General features: G+C 73.5%; 17 protein-coding genes and 1 pseudogene. 6 read left to right on the top strand and 12 right to left on the bottom strand.

Features of this window, described 5'->3' with window-relative positions; translation table 11 throughout:
• Positions 1 to 153: 153 nt before the first annotated feature.
• On the top strand, positions 154 to 342 hold the full coding sequence (locus tag ABZS42_RS16860) for a hypothetical protein (protein ID WP_355146146.1): 189 nt from the start codon (positions 154 to 156) through the stop codon (positions 340 to 342).
• A 104-nt stretch (positions 343 to 446) separates the two neighbouring features.
• Here ABZS42_RS16860 and ABZS42_RS16865 read toward each other — a convergent pair whose 3' ends face one another.
• The gene (locus tag ABZS42_RS16865) at positions 447 to 1,034 is read right to left on the bottom strand and encodes a general stress protein (protein WP_355146148.1); all 588 of its coding nucleotides are present in this window, start codon (positions 1,032 to 1,034) and stop codon (positions 447 to 449) included.
• 210 nt (positions 1,035 to 1,244) lie between these two features.
• On the opposite strand from ABZS42_RS16865, the gene ABZS42_RS16870 reads away from it, so the two are divergent.
• Positions 1,245 to 1,745, top strand: a complete 501-nt coding sequence (locus ABZS42_RS16870) for a metallophosphoesterase (protein ID WP_355146150.1) — start codon at positions 1,245 to 1,247, stop codon at positions 1,743 to 1,745.
• Between the two features lie 101 nt (positions 1,746 to 1,846).
• Here the strand turns inward: ABZS42_RS16870 and ABZS42_RS16875 are convergent, their stop codons facing one another.
• The 5 genes and pseudogenes from ABZS42_RS16875 to ABZS42_RS16895 all read right to left on the bottom strand — a co-directional run bounded on the left by ABZS42_RS16875 (position 1,847) and on the right by ABZS42_RS16895 (position 6,954).
• Entirely contained in the window at positions 1,847 to 2,062 is a 216-nt protein-coding gene (locus ABZS42_RS16875; protein WP_355146152.1) for a DUF3072 domain-containing protein, read from the bottom strand.
• Between the two features lie 82 nt (positions 2,063 to 2,144).
• Positions 2,145 to 3,437 carry a cation:proton antiporter gene (locus ABZS42_RS16880; RefSeq protein ID WP_355146154.1) on the bottom strand — a complete coding sequence of 431 codons (1,293 nt, stop codon included), beginning with the start codon at positions 3,435 to 3,437 and terminating at the stop codon, positions 2,145 to 2,147.
• 106 nt (positions 3,438 to 3,543) lie between these two features.
• Complete coding sequence (locus ABZS42_RS16885; protein ID WP_355146156.1) at positions 3,544 to 4,221, bottom strand: HAD family hydrolase; 678 nt, start codon at positions 4,219 to 4,221, stop codon at positions 3,544 to 3,546.
• Between the two features lie 51 nt (positions 4,222 to 4,272).
• A complete protein-coding gene (locus ABZS42_RS16890) occupies positions 4,273 to 6,402 on the bottom strand; it encodes a SpoIIE family protein phosphatase (RefSeq protein ID WP_355146158.1) in 2,130 nt (709 codons plus the stop codon).
• Between the two features lie 137 nt (positions 6,403 to 6,539).
• Positions 6,540 to 6,954: pseudogene (locus tag ABZS42_RS16895) on the bottom strand (DUF6401 family natural product biosynthesis protein).
• A gap of 143 nt (positions 6,955 to 7,097) precedes the next feature.
• On the opposite strand from ABZS42_RS16895, the gene ABZS42_RS16900 reads away from it, so the two are divergent.
• Complete coding sequence (locus ABZS42_RS16900) at positions 7,098 to 7,544, top strand: hypothetical protein (RefSeq protein WP_355146160.1); 447 nt, start codon at positions 7,098 to 7,100, stop codon at positions 7,542 to 7,544.
• Here the strand turns inward: ABZS42_RS16900 and ABZS42_RS16905 are convergent.
• Positions 7,541 to 7,750 carry a hypothetical protein gene (locus ABZS42_RS16905; RefSeq protein WP_355146162.1) on the bottom strand — a complete coding sequence of 70 codons (210 nt, stop codon included), beginning with the start codon at positions 7,748 to 7,750 and terminating at the stop codon, positions 7,541 to 7,543. The genes ABZS42_RS16900 and ABZS42_RS16905 overlap by 4 nt on opposite strands.
• Before the next feature lie 155 nt (positions 7,751 to 7,905).
• Here ABZS42_RS16905 and ABZS42_RS16910 point away from each other — a divergent pair, with 155 nt between their 5' ends.
• On the top strand, positions 7,906 to 9,180 hold the full coding sequence (locus ABZS42_RS16910) for an MFS transporter (RefSeq protein ID WP_355146164.1): 1,275 nt from the start codon (positions 7,906 to 7,908) through the stop codon (positions 9,178 to 9,180).
• Between the two features lie 127 nt (positions 9,181 to 9,307).
• On the opposite strand, the gene ABZS42_RS16915 is transcribed toward ABZS42_RS16910, so the two are convergent.
• The 4 genes from ABZS42_RS16915 to ABZS42_RS16930 form a co-directional block, all read right to left on the bottom strand.
• Positions 9,308 to 9,568 carry a hypothetical protein gene (locus tag ABZS42_RS16915; RefSeq protein WP_355146166.1) on the bottom strand — a complete coding sequence of 87 codons (261 nt, stop codon included), beginning with the start codon at positions 9,566 to 9,568 and terminating at the stop codon, positions 9,308 to 9,310.
• A 110-nt stretch (positions 9,569 to 9,678) separates the two neighbouring features.
• Positions 9,679 to 10,140, bottom strand: coding sequence for an SRPBCC family protein (locus ABZS42_RS16920; RefSeq protein WP_076470195.1), 462 nt, complete (start codon positions 10,138 to 10,140; stop codon positions 9,679 to 9,681).
• Positions 10,141 to 10,193: 53 nt separating this feature from the next.
• Complete coding sequence (locus ABZS42_RS16925; RefSeq protein ID WP_355146168.1) at positions 10,194 to 10,610, bottom strand: DUF2795 domain-containing protein; 417 nt, start codon at positions 10,608 to 10,610, stop codon at positions 10,194 to 10,196.
• A gap of 45 nt (positions 10,611 to 10,655) precedes the next feature.
• The gene (locus ABZS42_RS16930; protein ID WP_355146170.1) at positions 10,656 to 11,636 is read right to left on the bottom strand and encodes a YihY/virulence factor BrkB family protein; all 981 of its coding nucleotides are present in this window, start codon (positions 11,634 to 11,636) and stop codon (positions 10,656 to 10,658) included.
• 215 nt (positions 11,637 to 11,851) lie between these two features.
• On the opposite strand from ABZS42_RS16930, the gene ABZS42_RS16935 reads away from it, so the two are divergent.
• Positions 11,852 to 12,253, top strand: coding sequence for a ChaB family protein (locus ABZS42_RS16935; protein WP_355146172.1), 402 nt, complete (start codon positions 11,852 to 11,854; stop codon positions 12,251 to 12,253).
• Positions 12,254 to 12,308: 55 nt separating this feature from the next.
• On the opposite strand, the gene ABZS42_RS16940 is transcribed toward ABZS42_RS16935, so the two are convergent.
• Entirely contained in the window at positions 12,309 to 13,742 is a 1,434-nt protein-coding gene (locus ABZS42_RS16940) for an aldehyde dehydrogenase family protein (RefSeq protein ID WP_355146174.1), read from the bottom strand.
• A gap of 72 nt (positions 13,743 to 13,814) precedes the next feature.
• On the opposite strand from ABZS42_RS16940, the gene ABZS42_RS16945 reads away from it, so the two are divergent.
• Complete coding sequence (locus ABZS42_RS16945; protein WP_355146175.1) at positions 13,815 to 15,419, top strand: NAD(P)/FAD-dependent oxidoreductase; 1,605 nt, start codon at positions 13,815 to 13,817, stop codon at positions 15,417 to 15,419.
• Positions 15,420 to 15,497: the final 78 nt, after the last annotated feature.

The following is a 15,497-nucleotide window of genomic DNA, read 5'->3' on the forward strand; positions in this document are numbered from 1 at the left end:
CCCGGCCGGGGCGGCATCACGTAGGGCCCGGCGTACCCGGAACTTTCGTTGGCGGCTCGTTCCATCCCTCCATGCTGTCGCTAACTGTTGTCGCTGTCAATAGTCTGCGTAGTTGTCGCTGTCGTGACCGCTGCCCGCTGTCATCGTCAACCTATGGACCTGGTTGGCGTGGCGGAGATTCGGGAGATGTTGGGGAACGTCTCCCGGCAGCGTGCCTCCGTGATCGCCAACCAACGAAACTTCCCCGAGCCGGTAGCCGTGCTCGCCATGGGCAAGGTGTGGCGCAAGTCCGATGTTGAGGCGTGGATACGCGAGCACCGGCCGGACCTGGCGGACCGATAGTCGGGGTGCCCGCCGCGGACCCCGGCGGCTCCGGCCGAACCGTGCGGACCTGGTGCGAGAGCCAATTGCGTTCTCGTACCAGGGTCCGGCGTTCCTCCGCCCCGTCAGCGCGACTTCGGCTTCGGCTCGGCTGCGGAGAGATCGAGCCGGCCGATCAGCTGCCGTGCCTGGTCGGCCAGGTTCGCGTCGACGATGACGGCGTACTGGCCGGCCCGCAGGGAACTGGCCGAGGTGAAGTCGCGCTGCCCGCCCGTCATCGCGTGTGCCACCGCGCCGAAGATGGCCCCCCAGATCGCGCCGACCACGAGCCCGACCACGATCACGCCGAGCCAGTTGCCGACCGTGAAGATGCCGAAGAGCAGGCCGATGAAGAGTCCGAACCAGGCGCCGGTGCCGGCGCCGATCAGGGCCGCGCGTCCGGTGTCCATCCGGCCGAGAACCGTCTCCACCAGGGTGAGGTTCGTACCGACGATGGCCGTGTGCTCCACCGGGAACCGGTTGTCCGCCAGGTGGTCGACCACCCGCTGGGCGGACGGGTAGTCCGGATACGACCCGACCGTCACGGTCGGCGGCCCGGTCTCCGGACCGTGCCCGTCGCCGGGCACCGTCGTCCGGCCCGCCGGGCCCGGAAGCAGGCCACCGCCGGGCAGGGCGGACCGCCAGCCGGAGGTCGGTCCCGAAGCACTGGTCATGAGTTCCTCCCTCGTAGGACTCCCCATTTCCCGCCCCCGTCGCCCGGTAACGCCGCACCGGTGCAGTAGCGCCGAGCCGCGCCCGTCCGGCGGTGCCGCGCCGCGTCCGGCAGTGCCGAGCCGCACGCCCGGCAAACGCCGCCGACCGGTGACGGCGCGCCCGACGGGCGACGGCGACATGCCGCCGGCTCCGCGGATGAGAATGGGCGGATGCGTCTGGTCATCACCGCGGACACCCACGTGCCGAAGCGGGCCCGGGACCTGCCCGAGCAGCTCTGGACCGCCATCGAGTCGGCCGACGTGGTGCTGCACGCGGGCGACTGGGTCGACGAATCGCTGCTGGACGCGATGCGGGCCCGGTCCCGCCGGCTGATCGGCGTCCACGGCAACAACGACGGGCCGGCGCTGCGCGCCCGGCTGCCCGAGATCGCCCGGGTGGAACTCGACGGCTTGCGGGTCGCCGTCGTGCACGAGACCGGGCCGCGTACCCGCCGTGAGGAGCGCTGCGCTGCCCGCTTCCGCGACACGGACCTGCTGGTCTTCGGACATTCCCACATCCCGTGGGACACCGTCGCCCCGGGCGGGCTGCGGCTGCTCAACCCCGGTTCACCGACCGACCGGCGAGCCCAGCCGCACGCCACCTACCTGTCCGCCCGGGTGGCCGCGGGGCGGCTCGACCGGGTGGAGCTGCACCGCCTCCCGCCACGCTGAGCCGACCCGACCCGGCCCGGCGGGCGGCGGCGCCGGCGGGCCTTGAGCCGACGCCACCGCGCGAGCCCCGAGACCAGGCGCCACCGCCGGGTTCGCCGGGTTCACTCGCCGCGGCCGGTCTCCTCCTGGAGTTCGTCGATCCGCTTGGACGCCTCCGCCTTGGTCAGCCCGTCGGGCACCTCGGCGTCCGCCTCGCGGGCGAGCGTGGCCAGGTACGACTCCTGGGCCGCGGTGGGTGGCTCCGCCCCGGTCACCCACTCGTCCGGGTCCTTGATCGCGCCCCGCGGATTGGCCTCGTCCCTGCTGCGGTCCGTCATGATCCCCACCTTTCGTCGAACAGGTGTACCAATACCCCGGCTGCCACTCGTTCATGCGCCGGCGGCACCGCCCGGGTCGCGCTCAGCCGGTCGCGCCACTGACCGAAGGCTCGACGGCGCGGTCCGGCGCGGACTCGTCGGTCCGTTCACCGGTCCGGTCCAGCAGTTGCATGACCGGGGTCGCGGCGATGCCGTGTACGAGCACCGAGACGATCACCACCAGCCCGACGGTGGCCCAGACCAGGTCCGCCCCCGCGAAGTCGGCCTTCGTGGTCGCGTACGCGAGGTAGTAGAACGAGCCGACCCCCCGGATGCCGAAGGACGCGATCACCCAGTGTTCGGCGGGCCGTCCCGGTGCTCCGCGCAACGACAGCCAGCCGGCCAGCGGCCGGAGTACGAAGACCAGCGCCAGGCCGACCGCGGCGGCCGGGACGGTGAGCGGGGCGAGCAGTCCACCCACCACCGCGCCGCCGAAGAGCAGCAGCAACAGCACGGTCAGCAGCCGTTCGACCTGCTCGGCGAAGTCGTGCAGCACGGCGTGGTACTCGTGGGTCCGCTCGGCGGCCCGGATCGCCCGGGCGGCCACGAAGACGGCCAGGAAGCCGTACCCCCCGACCACCTCCACGAGCCCGTACGCGAGGAACGTCGCGGCCAGGGCGAGGAAGCCCTCGGCGTGCCGGGCCAGCCGCAACTGCCGCGGGGCGTGGAAGAAGAGCTTGCCCAGCAGCCAGCCGACGAGCAGACCACCGCCGACGCCGATGCCGACCTTCCACAGCACGTCGACCGTGAACCAGCGGGCCAGCCAGTCCCCGGGGGCGAGGCTGGTGCCCGCGACGGCTATCGCCGCGTACACGAAGGGGAAGGCCAGCCCGTCGTTCAACCCGGCCTCCGAGGTGAGGGCGAACCGGACCTCGTCCTCCGAGTCCTCCGCGTCGGTGGGTTCGCCGACCTGGACGTCCGAGGCGAGAACCGGGTCGGTGGGCGCGAGCGCGCTGCCCAGCAGCAGTGCGGTCGCCGGCACCAGGCCGGCCCACCACCATCCGAGCACGGCCACCGCCGCGATGCAGAACGGCATCGCGACGGCCAGCAGCCGCCAGGTGGACGACCACCTCGACCAGCTCAACGGTCTGTCGATCTTCAGCCCGGCACCCATCAGGGCGACGATCACCCCGATCTCGGTGAGGTGCGTGGCAACCTCGGGATACGCCAGCGGGTCCGGCACCGGCAGGCCGGTGGGCAGCAGGAACACCGCCATGCCGAGGCCGAGGAAGGCGATCGGCATGGACAGCGGCCGGCGCTCCAGCAACCGGGGGAGGACGCCGGCGAGCAGGGCGCCGAGCCCCACGACGGCGAAGCCCACGTCCACCGGTTCCACCGCACCACCTCCGACCCGCGCCCGCGCGGCGCGGGCAGGTGGTGACAGACCTTGCCCCGACGGTGCTCCGGCTATGCCTCCGCGCCGGCGCAGGACCGCGCGCGGTTCACTTCGACCGGCTCAGCGGTGAGTCGTCGAGCGTCGCCAGCAGAGCGGCCGGATCGTCGTAGACCGCCACCGCGCCGGCGCCGGCCAGCTCGCCCCGGCTGGTCCCGCCGCAGGTCAGACCGACGCACGGGATGTCCAGCTTGCCGGCGGCGGCGACGTCCCACACCGAGTCGCCGACGAAGACCACCCGCTCGGCGGGCAGGCCGGACTGGTCCAGCGCGGCGACCAGGATGTCCGGGGCCGGCTTGCTCTGCTTCGCGTCCGCCGACGAGGTGACCGCCGCGATGACGTCGTCCGCGTCCAGCGCCCGGCGCAATGCGGCGACCTCGTGCTCGGCGGCCGACGTGGCGAGTACCACCCGCAACCCTCGTTCGGCGCACGCCCGCAGCAGGTCCGCCGCCCTCGGCAGCGGTGTGAGCCGCTCCCAGTACTCGGCGTAGAGGGTGTCGTGCGCGTCGCGCAGCCGCCCGTCGGCGTCGCGGTCCCGCTCGGGGCCGAGCAGGTGGTCGAGCAGCTTGTCCGAGCCCATCCCGATCGCGCGGTGCACGGTGGCCATCGGCACCGGCTGGTCGTTCTGGCGCAGCGCCTCCCACCAGCTCACGGTGTGCAGGTACGTGGTGTCGACCAGCGTGCCGTCGACGTCGAAGAGGACGCCGGCAGGATTGTCGGTAGGCATCGCCGTCCTCCTACCCGCCACGGGCGGGACTGACGCGTGGGCGCGTGCGGTTCACTCGGCGGGAAGCAGGAGCTCGAACCAGACGGTCGAGCCGCGCACCGTCGGGTCGGTGCCCCAGGCGTCGCTCAGCTCCTCGATCAGCCCGAGCCCCCGTCCCCGACTGCTCAACGTGTCGGTCTGTGTCCGGGTGACCGCCCCGCGGGTGCCCGAGTCGGCGACCGAGACGAGCAACCGCTCGGCGCTGAGGTCGATCTCCACCCGGGCGGCGGTACCGGCGTGCAGCAGCGCGTTGGTGGTCAGCTCGCTGGTGCAGAGCACCGCCGCGCCGATCACCGACTCCGGCACTCGCCACTCGCCCAGCTGCGCGGTGAGCCAGCGCCGGACCCGGCCCGGGGCGGTCGGTTCCGCGGGCACCTCGATGCTCGCCGACCGGCTGGGCTTCAACGCGTGCTCCACCGCGAGGACGGCGACGTCGTCCTCAGTGGCCCCGGAAACCGCCGCGCTGGCGACCGCGCAGAGCGCCCGCGGGTCGCCGCTGCCGGCTCCGGCCACCGCCTCGCCGAGCGCGGAAAGACCGGCGCTCAGGCTCTGCCGCCGCCGCTCCACCACACCGTCGCTGAACAGCAGCAGCGTGTCGCCGGGGGCGAACCGGACGGTGGCCACGGCAGGCTGGGCGCCGAGCCCGAGCGGCGCACCGGCGGGCAGGTCGACGTACTCGGCGTGCGACTGGTCGTCCGCGGTGCACCGCCGGATCAGCGGGGCCGGGTGCCCGGCACTGGCCAGGACCAACTCATGCCGGTCGGCGTCGATCACGCCGAAGACCACGGTGACGAAGAGTTCGGGCGTGCCGGCCTCGGCGGCCAGGCTGGCCACGAGCCGGTCCAGGCCGGCGAGGACGGCGTCCGGACGCGGGTCGCTCAGGGCCAACGCGCGCAGCGCCGCGCGTACCTGCCCCATGCGGGCCGCGGCCCGCACGTCGTGTCCGGCCACGTCGCCGAGAACCACCCCGAGCCGGCCGGTGGGCAGCAGGAAGGCGTCGTAGAAGTCCCCACCGGCGGCGTTGCCGTCCACCCCCGGGTCGTAGCGGGCAGCGATACGCAGCCGGGGGAGGTCCGGCAGGTGCTCCGGCAGCATGCTGCGTTGCAGCAGCTGGGCGGTGCCGTGTTGGGTCTCGAACCGCCGGGCCCGCTCGGTCGCCTGCCCGATGAGCTCCGCCGACGCGGCCAGCAGCGCGCGTTCCGCGCCGGACCAGACGCGCGCGGCCTGGTGGCCGACGGAGAGCCCACCGCGTACGACCGACGCGCGCAGCGGCATCGCGGCGAGTGAGACGATCTTCTGGTCGTGCCGGTCGGCGGCGGACTCCCGCAGCGGCTGGCCCGTGCCGATGATGAGCGGGCTGCCCGACCGGGCCGCCTGCACCACCGGATCCGGCCAGTCGGCGGCGGTGCGTCGCCACAGCGGCGGGAGCCGCTCGTCGGCCTCGTCGATCAGCTCGCCCCGGATCCGGCGGACCATCCGCCAGCCGCCGCCCCCCTCGTCCACGGCGAAGGCGACGCGATCGGCGTCGAACGTCGTGAGCGCGTAGCGCAGGCTCACCCGGGCGACGTCATCGAGGGTGAGGGTGCCGGCCAGCGCCGCGGCCACCTCGCCGAGGCTCTGCAACTGCCGGGTGGCGTGAGTGGTCTCGGCCGCCACGGCGAGCACCCCGACGATGCTTCCGCTGTCGTCCCGCACCGGGGAGTAGCCGCAGGTGAAGACCGCCTGCTCGACCACGCCACCGCCGTTGCGGACGAGCGGGCGAGTGCCCTCCTTCTCCAGGACCGTCCCGCCGTCGCGGTAGATGCGCTCCAGCACGTTTCCGACACCCGGCAGATGCCACAGCTCGTGGGACACCTCGGCGGCGGGACGCCCCACAGCCGTCGGGTGGTTCTCACCGATCAGCTCGGCGTAGCCGTCGTTGTAGATCAGGAGGAGGTCGTCGCCGCAGGCGAGGGCCATCGGCACCGGCGAGGCGAGGACGAGGTCGACGACCGCCCGTACCGCCGGGTCCCAGCAGTGGCGCGGGCCCAGTGACGTACCGGCCCAGTCGTGGCCCAAGACGGCGGCTGCCGCCTCGGTCCGGGAGGATGACCCGGAGAGCGGCGCCGGCGGCGTGGGGATGCGCCCGACCGTTCCTGGCATGCCCGCAGCCTAGCCCGAGGAGCGGCCCGCTGTTTCCGATCATGTTCGGTGCGTCGCGGCGGGTGCCACCGGTATTCCTCGCGCCGGCGACGGCCCGCACCGGCCGCGACGCGCCGTGCAACGACCGTTCGGGCTGCTCAGCGCCCGACAGGTACCGGAACCAGTGGTCGGGCCCGAGCCATCCCGGGAGGCGTCGGGGTCGGCTCAGGCCACGTCGAGGGCGCGGGCCAGCGCGTGGACCGCGAGCAGCCGGATCGGCAGCCAGTCCGGATCGGACCAGTCGATCGGGCCGCCCGTCGGCTGCCGGCCGTGCGCCGACGCCGCCGCGAGCACGCCCTCCGCGTACCCGGCGAGCGCGGCCAGGGTCAGCGGGCGCAGGCCGCTGTCGAGACTGTCGCGTACGGCGGCGGCGTGCTGATCGAGCAGCGCCCGCAGGCCGGGGCTCCCGGCCCGGGCGGCGAGCCCGTCGCCGACCGAGGCGGCGAGAGCGGCGAGGGTGGACCGTGCCGAGTCGACCTCACTGGCAGCGACCCGGTTGAACGGCACACGCATGGGGAACGACGCTAACCGAACCCGCTCCCCGGTCGGCCTCCGCCTCCCGCAGTGTGTGGTCAGCCACCGGTCGGTGCCCGAGCGTCCGGCCGGCGAGCGAGCGGATCCGCCCCGAACGGAAACGGCAGGAGTACGGAGGCGCGATGGCGCAGCAGGACGGGCCCGACGAGCGGCACCGACGGCCGCAGGACGTCGGCGACGACACCGTGGCGGCACTGGGCAAGCTGAGCGAGGCGTTGGAGTGCGTGGAACGGGCCCGCGGTCACCTCTACTCGCTGCACCAGCTGATCGGGCACGCCGACCTGATGCTCGACGACGCGGTGGAGATGTTCCGCGACGCCGGGCACCCGGAGATCGCCGAGCGGATCCACACCCAACTGCTGGGGCGCAACGTCATAGCCGGGCGCTGGACGTTCCAGATCGTCGAGGACTTCGACGACGGCTACTACGCACTCTTCCGCGAGCTGGACCGGTACGCCCGCGATCAGTTGGTCGGCGGTCGGCGCCACCTCTACGAGGCGGAGATGAAGGAGCGGCGGCGAACCCGTGGCCTGCCCGGGCACGAGGCGCGCCCGAGCGACAGGGCCTAGTCGCCCGTGCGGGCGTCGGCCGGGCGCCGGCGGGCGTCGTCGGCGATGAGCACCGTGGCCACCATCAGCGCGACGCAGAGGCTGAACAGCCACGAATCGTCGGAGACGAGCCGAGCGGAGACGGGCGCCTGGAGCGCGGCCAGCAGGAAGCCGAGCCAGGCCAGGCGGCGCTGACGCGTGGTGAGGATGCCGGAGCCTTGTCGCATTCCGAAAGTCTTACGCGGTAAGTGGGGATCGCCGTCCCCCGTTCGGCCGATTCTGTATGAGCTGTCCGTTTTTCGGACCGTCCGGGCGTCCCGCCCTGTCGTACGGGGGACCCGGGGCCGAACCGCCGACCGGCCGGAGCGGAGGATGAGCCTCCGTGTCCACCCCCAACGCGCGCCCCCGAGCCGCCCTGCTCCTGCTGGCGTACCTCGCCTTCGTCAGCCTCGGCCTGCCGGACGGCCTGATCGGCGTCGGATGGCCGTCGATCTCGAACGACTTCGGCGTGCCCACCGAAGCGGTCGGCCTGGTGCTCACCGCCAGCACGGCCGGCTACCTGATCTCGAGCGTGCTGGCCGGTTTCACCCTGGCCCGGCTCGGCGTGGGCTGGCTGCTGGCGGGCAGCACGATGCTGGCCGCCCTGGCGTTGACGGGCTACACGGTGAGCCCCGTCCTGGCCGTGGTGATCGGGGCCGCGGTGGTGCTCGGGCTCGGCTCCGGCGCGATCGACTCGGGGCTCAACGCGTACGCCGCCGGCGCGTTCGGACCCCGGCACATGAACTGGATGCACGCGTTCTTCGGGCTCGGCGTGGCCATCGGCCCGCTGATCATGACGGGCGCGCTCGGCGCCGGGCTCAGCTGGCGCTGGGGGTACGGGATCGTGGCCGCCGCGCAGCTCGCCCTGGCCACCGCGTTCGCGTCGAGCGTCCGGGCCTGGCGGCAGCGGACCTCCGCCCCCGTACCGGACCCGCCGGCCGAGCCGGTCGCGGTGGTGGGCGACGCGGTGTCCGGGCCGGTCGGATCGGTCGGGGTGGTGGCGGAGGCGGCCGCGCCGACCGCCGTCCGGCCGGTCCCGGTACGGGAGACACTGCGCCTGCCCGCGGTCTGGCTCGGCGCGCTCGCCTTCGCCGTGTACGTGGCGATCGAGGTGGCCACCGGACTCTGGGCGTTCCTGCTGCTCACCGAGGGGCGGGGACTGACCGACGCGGCCGCGGGGCTCTGCGTGTCGGCCTACTGGGGAAGCCTCTTCGTGGGCCGGGTGGTGCAGGGCGTGGTGGCCGAGCGGCTCGGCGCGGGCCAGGTACTGCGCGCCAGCCTGATCGGCATGGCCGGCGGCGCCGCGCTGATCGCCGTGCCCGCGCCCGCCTGGCTGGCGGTGGCCGGGCTGGTGGTGGTCGGCTTCTCCGCCGCCCCGGTCTTCCCGCTGCTCACCCTCACCACCGCCGAGCGGGTCGGCGCGGCCCACGCCGACCGCACCATCGGGTTGCAGATCGGCATGTCCGCGCTCGGCGCCTCCCTGGTCCCGGCCGGGATCGGTGTGCTCATGTCGCACACCTCGGTGCAGGCGCTCGGGTCGGCGCTGCTCGCGCTCGCCGTGGCGCTGATCGTCCTGCACGCCGCCGCGTCCCGCCGACGCGCGCGCGTCGCCGGCTGATCCGGCCGCCCGCATCGCCGGTGAACCGGCCGCCGGAGGGCGACCGGGTCGGTCGGGCCGGACCTTCTCGTGAAGGCACCCGACCCTCGGGCCGGCCAGCACCACCGCGGCCCGGCCCGTCGGAAGGTCAGAGAGTGTCCGGGCCGGTACGCCCGGTCGTCGACGGGCGGTACGCGCGTTCCGGGTCGGTCGGTTCCCGACCCGCCCCGGCGGCCTGTCCGTCCCGGTCCGCCGCCTCCGGCCCGTGACCGAACGCCGCCTCCTCGCCTGCGTCGTTACCGGTGACGTCGTCGCCCTGCCCATCGATCGTGGAACTCGCGACGGCCCGCTCCAGTTCCTCCAGGGGGGTCCGTTCCTCGTCCCGCCACACCTTGTTCTTGTTCGTCATGCCCTCGCGGTACCCGGGCCCGGTGATCGCAAACGGCGCAGGCCGCGCGGACGGCGACGGCCGCCGGTGAGACCGGCGGCCGTCGGGCGTTCGTCATCCGGGGGTGGGGGTCACGGCTGGGGGCGGTCCACCTTGCCGCGCCAGGCGCCGGTCTCCTGGCCACGCCGCTCGATGTACTGCTTGAACCGCTCCAGGTCGCCCTTGGCACGCCGATCGACGATCCCCATCTTGTCGCCGGCCTGCTCCACCACGCCGCGCGGCTCGAACTCGAGCTGGAGGGTCACCCGCGTGTTGTCCGCGTCCAGCCGGTGGAAGGTCACCACACCGGCCTGCTGCGCGCCGTTCGTGGAACGCCAGGCGACCCGCTCGTCGGGGAGCTGCTCGGTGATCTCGGCGTCGAACTCGCGCTTCACCCCGGCGATCTCGACAGTCCAGTGCGTCATCGTGTCCGACAGTTGCCGAACCTCCTCCACCCCCTCCATGAAGTGCGGGAACTCCTCGAACTGGGTCCACTGGTCGTACGCGGTCCGCACCGGGACGGAAACGTCCACATGCTCGGTAACGCCACTCATCAGGCATCCTCCTCAGGGGCGCCGGAGTCGGTCGAGATCGGGTCCCGCACCGGTCACCAGCGCGTCGTCTCGTTCTTGTTGCCGAGCGCGGCCCAGACCTCGGAGATCGTCTGGTACCGGGTGCCGTCGGGCAGCGTCTGCAACGCGGCGACGATGTCGTCCGGCGCGCCGTTGTCCCGGGCGTTCGCGACCAGCGCCTCCCGGTCGCCGGGCAGCGCGCTCATCGTGATGAACCGTCCGAGCCGGCTGCGCCGCTCGACGTCCTGCGAACTCATCCCCTTCGGGGCTCCGGTTCGCAGCTCGCCGGCGGGCGCCGTCGTCGCCTCCGGCTGGTCCTCGCCCGCGGGCTCCGGCACCCGGGACTCGTCGACCCGGGAACCGCCGGTCCCCGGCCCCTGTACGAGGCCGCTGACCTCCTGGCTCATCTGTTCGTCGATCCTCGGTCCGTGCTTGCTGTTGCCACGCTCCATGCCTTCTGCGCTACCCGACGGCACCGGCGTCAAACCGGCAAGCGGTCACGAACCGACCGGTGCCTTGGGCGGCAGCACCGGTTCCTCGGGCGCCTCCTCGCCGGCCTGCATCCGCCGGCCACGCTGCAACTCGGCGTTGATCTGCACGCCGAGCATCAGCGCCGAGTTCGACAGGTAGAGCCAGACCAGGAAGGCGATGACCGCGCCGAGGCTGCCGTACGTGGCGTCGTACGAGCCGAAGTTCGCCACGTACAGGCCGAAGCCGAAGGAGGCCATGGCCCAGGCCGCCAACGCCACCGCACCACCGGGGGTGAGCCAGCGGAACCGGGGCTGCCGCACGTTCGGCGCGATCCAGAACAGCAGCGACAGCAGCGCCATCATGATGAGGGCGAGCACCGGCCACCGGCCCACGCTCCACACCGTCCGAGCCAGTCCGCCCGCGCCGATCAGGTCACCGACGCCGTCGGCGACCGGGCCGCTGACGACGAGCCCCGTGGCCACCGCCGCGAGCAGCACCAGCGAGATCGCCGCCAGCCCGATCTGCAACGGGCGCAGCTTCCAGAACGGCCGTCCCTCCGGCACCCCGTAGATCGCGTTCGAGGCGCGGGTGAAGGCGCCGATGAACCCGGACGCGGACCACAGCGCGCCGAGCAGACCGAAGCTCAGCAACGCCTTCGCCGAACTCTCCTGCTCGACCACCGTCCGGACCACGCCGACGAAGCCCTCGTTCGCCACCACCGAGCCGGCACCCACCTGGCGGGCCAGCTCCAGCACGGTGTCCACGGTCCGTTCACCGTCGGACACCAGGCCGACGAGGGCGACCACCACGATGGCGGACGGGAACAGCGCCAGCACGCCGTAGTAGGTGAGGGCGGCGGCCCAGTCGGAGCAGTTGTCCCGTACGAAGTTCCGCACGCTGCGGACCAGCACGCCGTACCAGGTCCGCCGGCTCAGCTGCCGTACCCGCCGGGGTAGGCGCGACCCGGATCCCGCCGCGGTCGGGGCGCCGTGCTCCGTCGTCGTCATGTCCCGCTCCCTGCCCGAGGCGTCCGGGACGGCCCCTTGCTGCTGGATCCGGTACGGAGCGGCGCCATTCCGCCTTTCCGCACGCGCTCCGGTACCCGGGTCCGAATGTCGGCAAACGGCGCCGCTCCCGCTGGTGGGCGGCGGTTTGCGCGACCGGCTCGGGGGGAACGGTCAAATGCAGAACAAGTCGACCCATCGACGCGGAGGAGGACGAGATGCCCGGGCGCGAGGTACTGCCCAGCACACTGCGACGCTCCCCGGCGAAGGCCCAGCGCACCTGGGAGAAGACGCACGACTCGGCGGCGGAGACGTACGGCGAGGGGGAGCGGGCGCACCGAACCGCCTACGCCGCGGTGAAGAACGAGTTCGAGAAGGTAGGCGATCACTGGGAGTCGAAGGGCCGCAAGGGTCCGAGCGACCGACAGGCGGCCGGCGGTGGTCCCGAGCGCCGCGCGCCCACCGCAGGCGGCGTGGACGCGAACGCGACCAAGGACCACCTGATGACGGTCGCCCGCAGGCTGGACGTGCCGGGCCGGTCGCGGATGAACAAGCCGGAGCTGGTCAAGGCGATCCAGAAGGCCAACAACCAGAAGACGGCCAAGGCTCGGGGCCGCTGATCAGCCAGGTGTGCGGGGTGGCCGTCCGATCGGGACGGCCACCTTCGCGCGTACGTCACCAGTGGCCGCCGCCCGGCGCCTCGATGTGCACGGCCTTCATGACACTGAACTCGTCGAGGAGTTCCGGCCCGTACCCGAATCCCTGGCCGCTGGCCCGGCGCGGATGCGCGGCGCCGCCGGGTGCGCCGCCGAAGACCGAGTTGACCTTCACGGTCCCGACGGGCAGCTCGCGCCAGGCCCGGTGGGCGTGGCTCATCGATCCGGTGAGCACCGTCGCGGCCAGCCCGTACGGCGAGTCGGCCGCGCAACGCAGCGCCTCGCTGAACGAGTCGACCACCACGACCGGGGCGACCGGCCCGAACGTCTCCTCCCGCACCAGCGGCATGTCGTGGCGGCAGTCGGTGACCACGGTGGCCGGGTAGAACGCTGCCGGCCCGTCGGGCAGTGTGCCGCCGGTCAGGACCCGCGCGCCCTGGGCCACCGCCGCGGTGACCTGCCCGTGCACGTGGTCGCGGTGCCGCCGGTCCACCAGCGGGCCGAGTTCGGTGGCCGGATCCCGCCCCGGTCCCATCCGCAACCCTGCGGCGCGGTCGACGAGCGCGGCCACGAAGTCCTCGGCCACGTCCCGATGGGCGTAGATCCGCTCGACCGCGACGCAGATCTGGCCGGCGTTGGCGAACGATCCGAGCGCGGCCTCCCGGGCCGCCCACACCGGGTCGACCCCGGCGTCCACGATCAACGGATCGCTGCCGCCGTTCTCCAGCAGCACCTTGGCGCCGGTGCGGGCGGCGGCCGCGGCGATCGCCCGACCGGTCGCGGTGGAGCCGACGTGCGCCACCACGTCCACCGGTTGCGCGGCGAGCGCCGCCCCGGTCTCCGCACCGCCGGTGAGCAGTGAGAGGACCCCCGCGGGCAGCGCCTCGTCCAGAGCCTTCGCCAGCAACCAGCCGGTGGCCGGCGTACGCTCGCTCGGCTTGTAGAGCACCACGTTGCCGGTGACCAGCGCCGCGCCGAGCAGTCCGCAGGAGACCGCCACCGGATCGTTCCACGGGGTGATCGCGGCGACCACACCGTGCGGCTGCGGCATCATGAAGTCGATCGCGTGCTGGCCGCCGTGGAGGGTACGTCCGCCGCGCACCGGCGCGAGCTCGGCGTACTGTCGCAGCGTGCCGATTCCCGCCTCGACGCCGCCGCGCGCGTCCGCCAACGGCTTGCCCATCTCGGCGGTGACCGCCGCCGCGAGATCGTCGGTGATCGCCTCGACGGCGTCCGCCGCCCGGTGCAACGCCGCTGCCCGTTCCGCCGGTGGGGTCGACGCCCACTCCGACTCGATCTCACGGGCCGCGCCCACCGCCTTGCCGACCACGTCCGCCGTCGCCACCGGCGCCGAGCTGACCGGCGAGCCGTCGGCCGGGTCGTGTACGACCAGTTCGCCCTCCTCGCCGCCGGCACCCCAGACCCCACCTATCAGCTGCGCAACCGTGTACATGCGGCGCTGGATGCCCCGGCCCCGGCGAGGCAAACGCGTTTCGCCCGGTTGCGGGCGGGGTAGGCGGATCCGATGATTCCCACCGGGGCCGAGAGCGCGGACGCAGTCGTCGTCGGGGCCGGCCACAACGGCCTCGTGGCCGCCAACATCCTGGCGGACGCCGGCTGGGAGGTGGTTGTGCTGGAGGCGAACGGCACGCCGGGTGGGGCGGTCCGTTCGGGCGAGGTGACGGCGCCCGGCTACCTCAGCGACCTCTACAGCTCGTTCTATCCCCTCGGGTACGCGTCGCCGGTGATGCGCCGCCTGGACCTGGACCGGTACGGCCTCACCTGGCGGCACGCACCGGACGTGCTGGCGCATCTGCTGCCCGACGGCCGGGCCGCGGTGCTCAACCGGGACCCGGCCGTCACCGCTGCCTCGCTGGACGCGTTCGCGCCCGGCGACGGCGCGAAGTGGTTGACCGCATACGGCGACTGGATCGATGTCGCCGAGCCGATGCTGGAGACGATCACGACCCCGTTCCCTCCGGTGCGCGGGGGGCTGGCCCTGCTCCGCCAGATGCGGGTCTCCGGCGCGCTGCGGCTGGCCCGACGTCTGGTCGTGCCGATCCGCAAGCTCACCGACGAGTTGTTCGACGGATCCGGTGGGCGGGCGCTGCTGGCGGGCTGTTCGCTGCACACCGACCTGTCGCCGGAGGAGGCCGGCTCCGGGGTGTACGGCTGGCTGCTCGCCATGCTCGGCCAGCAGGTCGGCTGGCCGGTCCCCGAGGGCGGCTCGCAGAAGATCACCGATGCGCTGGTGGCCCGGTTGACCGACCGTGGCGGGCGGATCCTCTACGGCGCACGCGTGGACCGGGTGCTGACCGCGCGTGGCCGGGCGATGGGGGTGCGTACGGCCGGCGGCGCGCTGTGGCGGGCCCGGCGTGCGGTGCTCGCCGACGTGCCCGCCCCGGCGCTCTACCTCGACCTGGTCGGCGCGGCGGCGCTGCCGCCCCGGCTGGTGGAGGACCTGTCACACTTCCGCTGGGACGGCTCCACCCTGAAGGTGGACTGGGCGCTCTCCGCACCGTTGCCGTGGACCAACCCGGCGGTGGCCACCGCCGGCACCGTGCATCTGGGAGCGGACCTGGACGGCCTGACCAGCTACTCCGCGGAGCTGGCCCGCAGGGAGTTGCCGCGGCGTCCCTTCCTGCTGGTCGGTCAGATGAGCGTGGCTGATCCCAGCCACTCGCCGCCGGGCACCGAGTCGGTGTGGTCGTACACCCACCTGCCGTTCCGCCGGAACTGGCGGGCGGAGGAGATCACCGGGCACGTCGAGCGGATGGAGCAGATGCTGGAGGAGGCCGCGCCCGGTTTCCGGAGCTTGATCGTGGGCCGGCACGTGGCCGGCCCGGTCGACCTGGAGAAGAGCGACGCGAACCTGGTCGGTGGGGCGGTGGGCGGCGGTACGTCGGCCGCGTACCAGCAGCTGTTCCTGCGCCCGATCCCCGGCCTGGGCCGCGCGGACACCCCGGTGGACCGGTTGTTCCTGGCCAGCGCGTCGGCGCACCCCGGCGGCGGGGTGCACGGCGCTCCCGGGGCGAACGCCGCACGGGCCGCCCTGGCGCGCGACCGCGCCCTCACCGGCGCCCTGTACGCCTCCGCCATCGGCACGGCCCAACGCGTGATCTACAGCTGATCGGCCGCCCACGGCCGTGATCCGGTGCTCGCGTCACGGAACGTGACCGCACCGGTGCCCAAGGGTAGCCCATTTCGC

The organism is Micromonospora sp. NPDC005367, from assembly GCF_040606825.1.
Taxonomy (GTDB): Bacteria; Actinomycetota; Actinomycetes; order Mycobacteriales; family Micromonosporaceae; genus Micromonospora.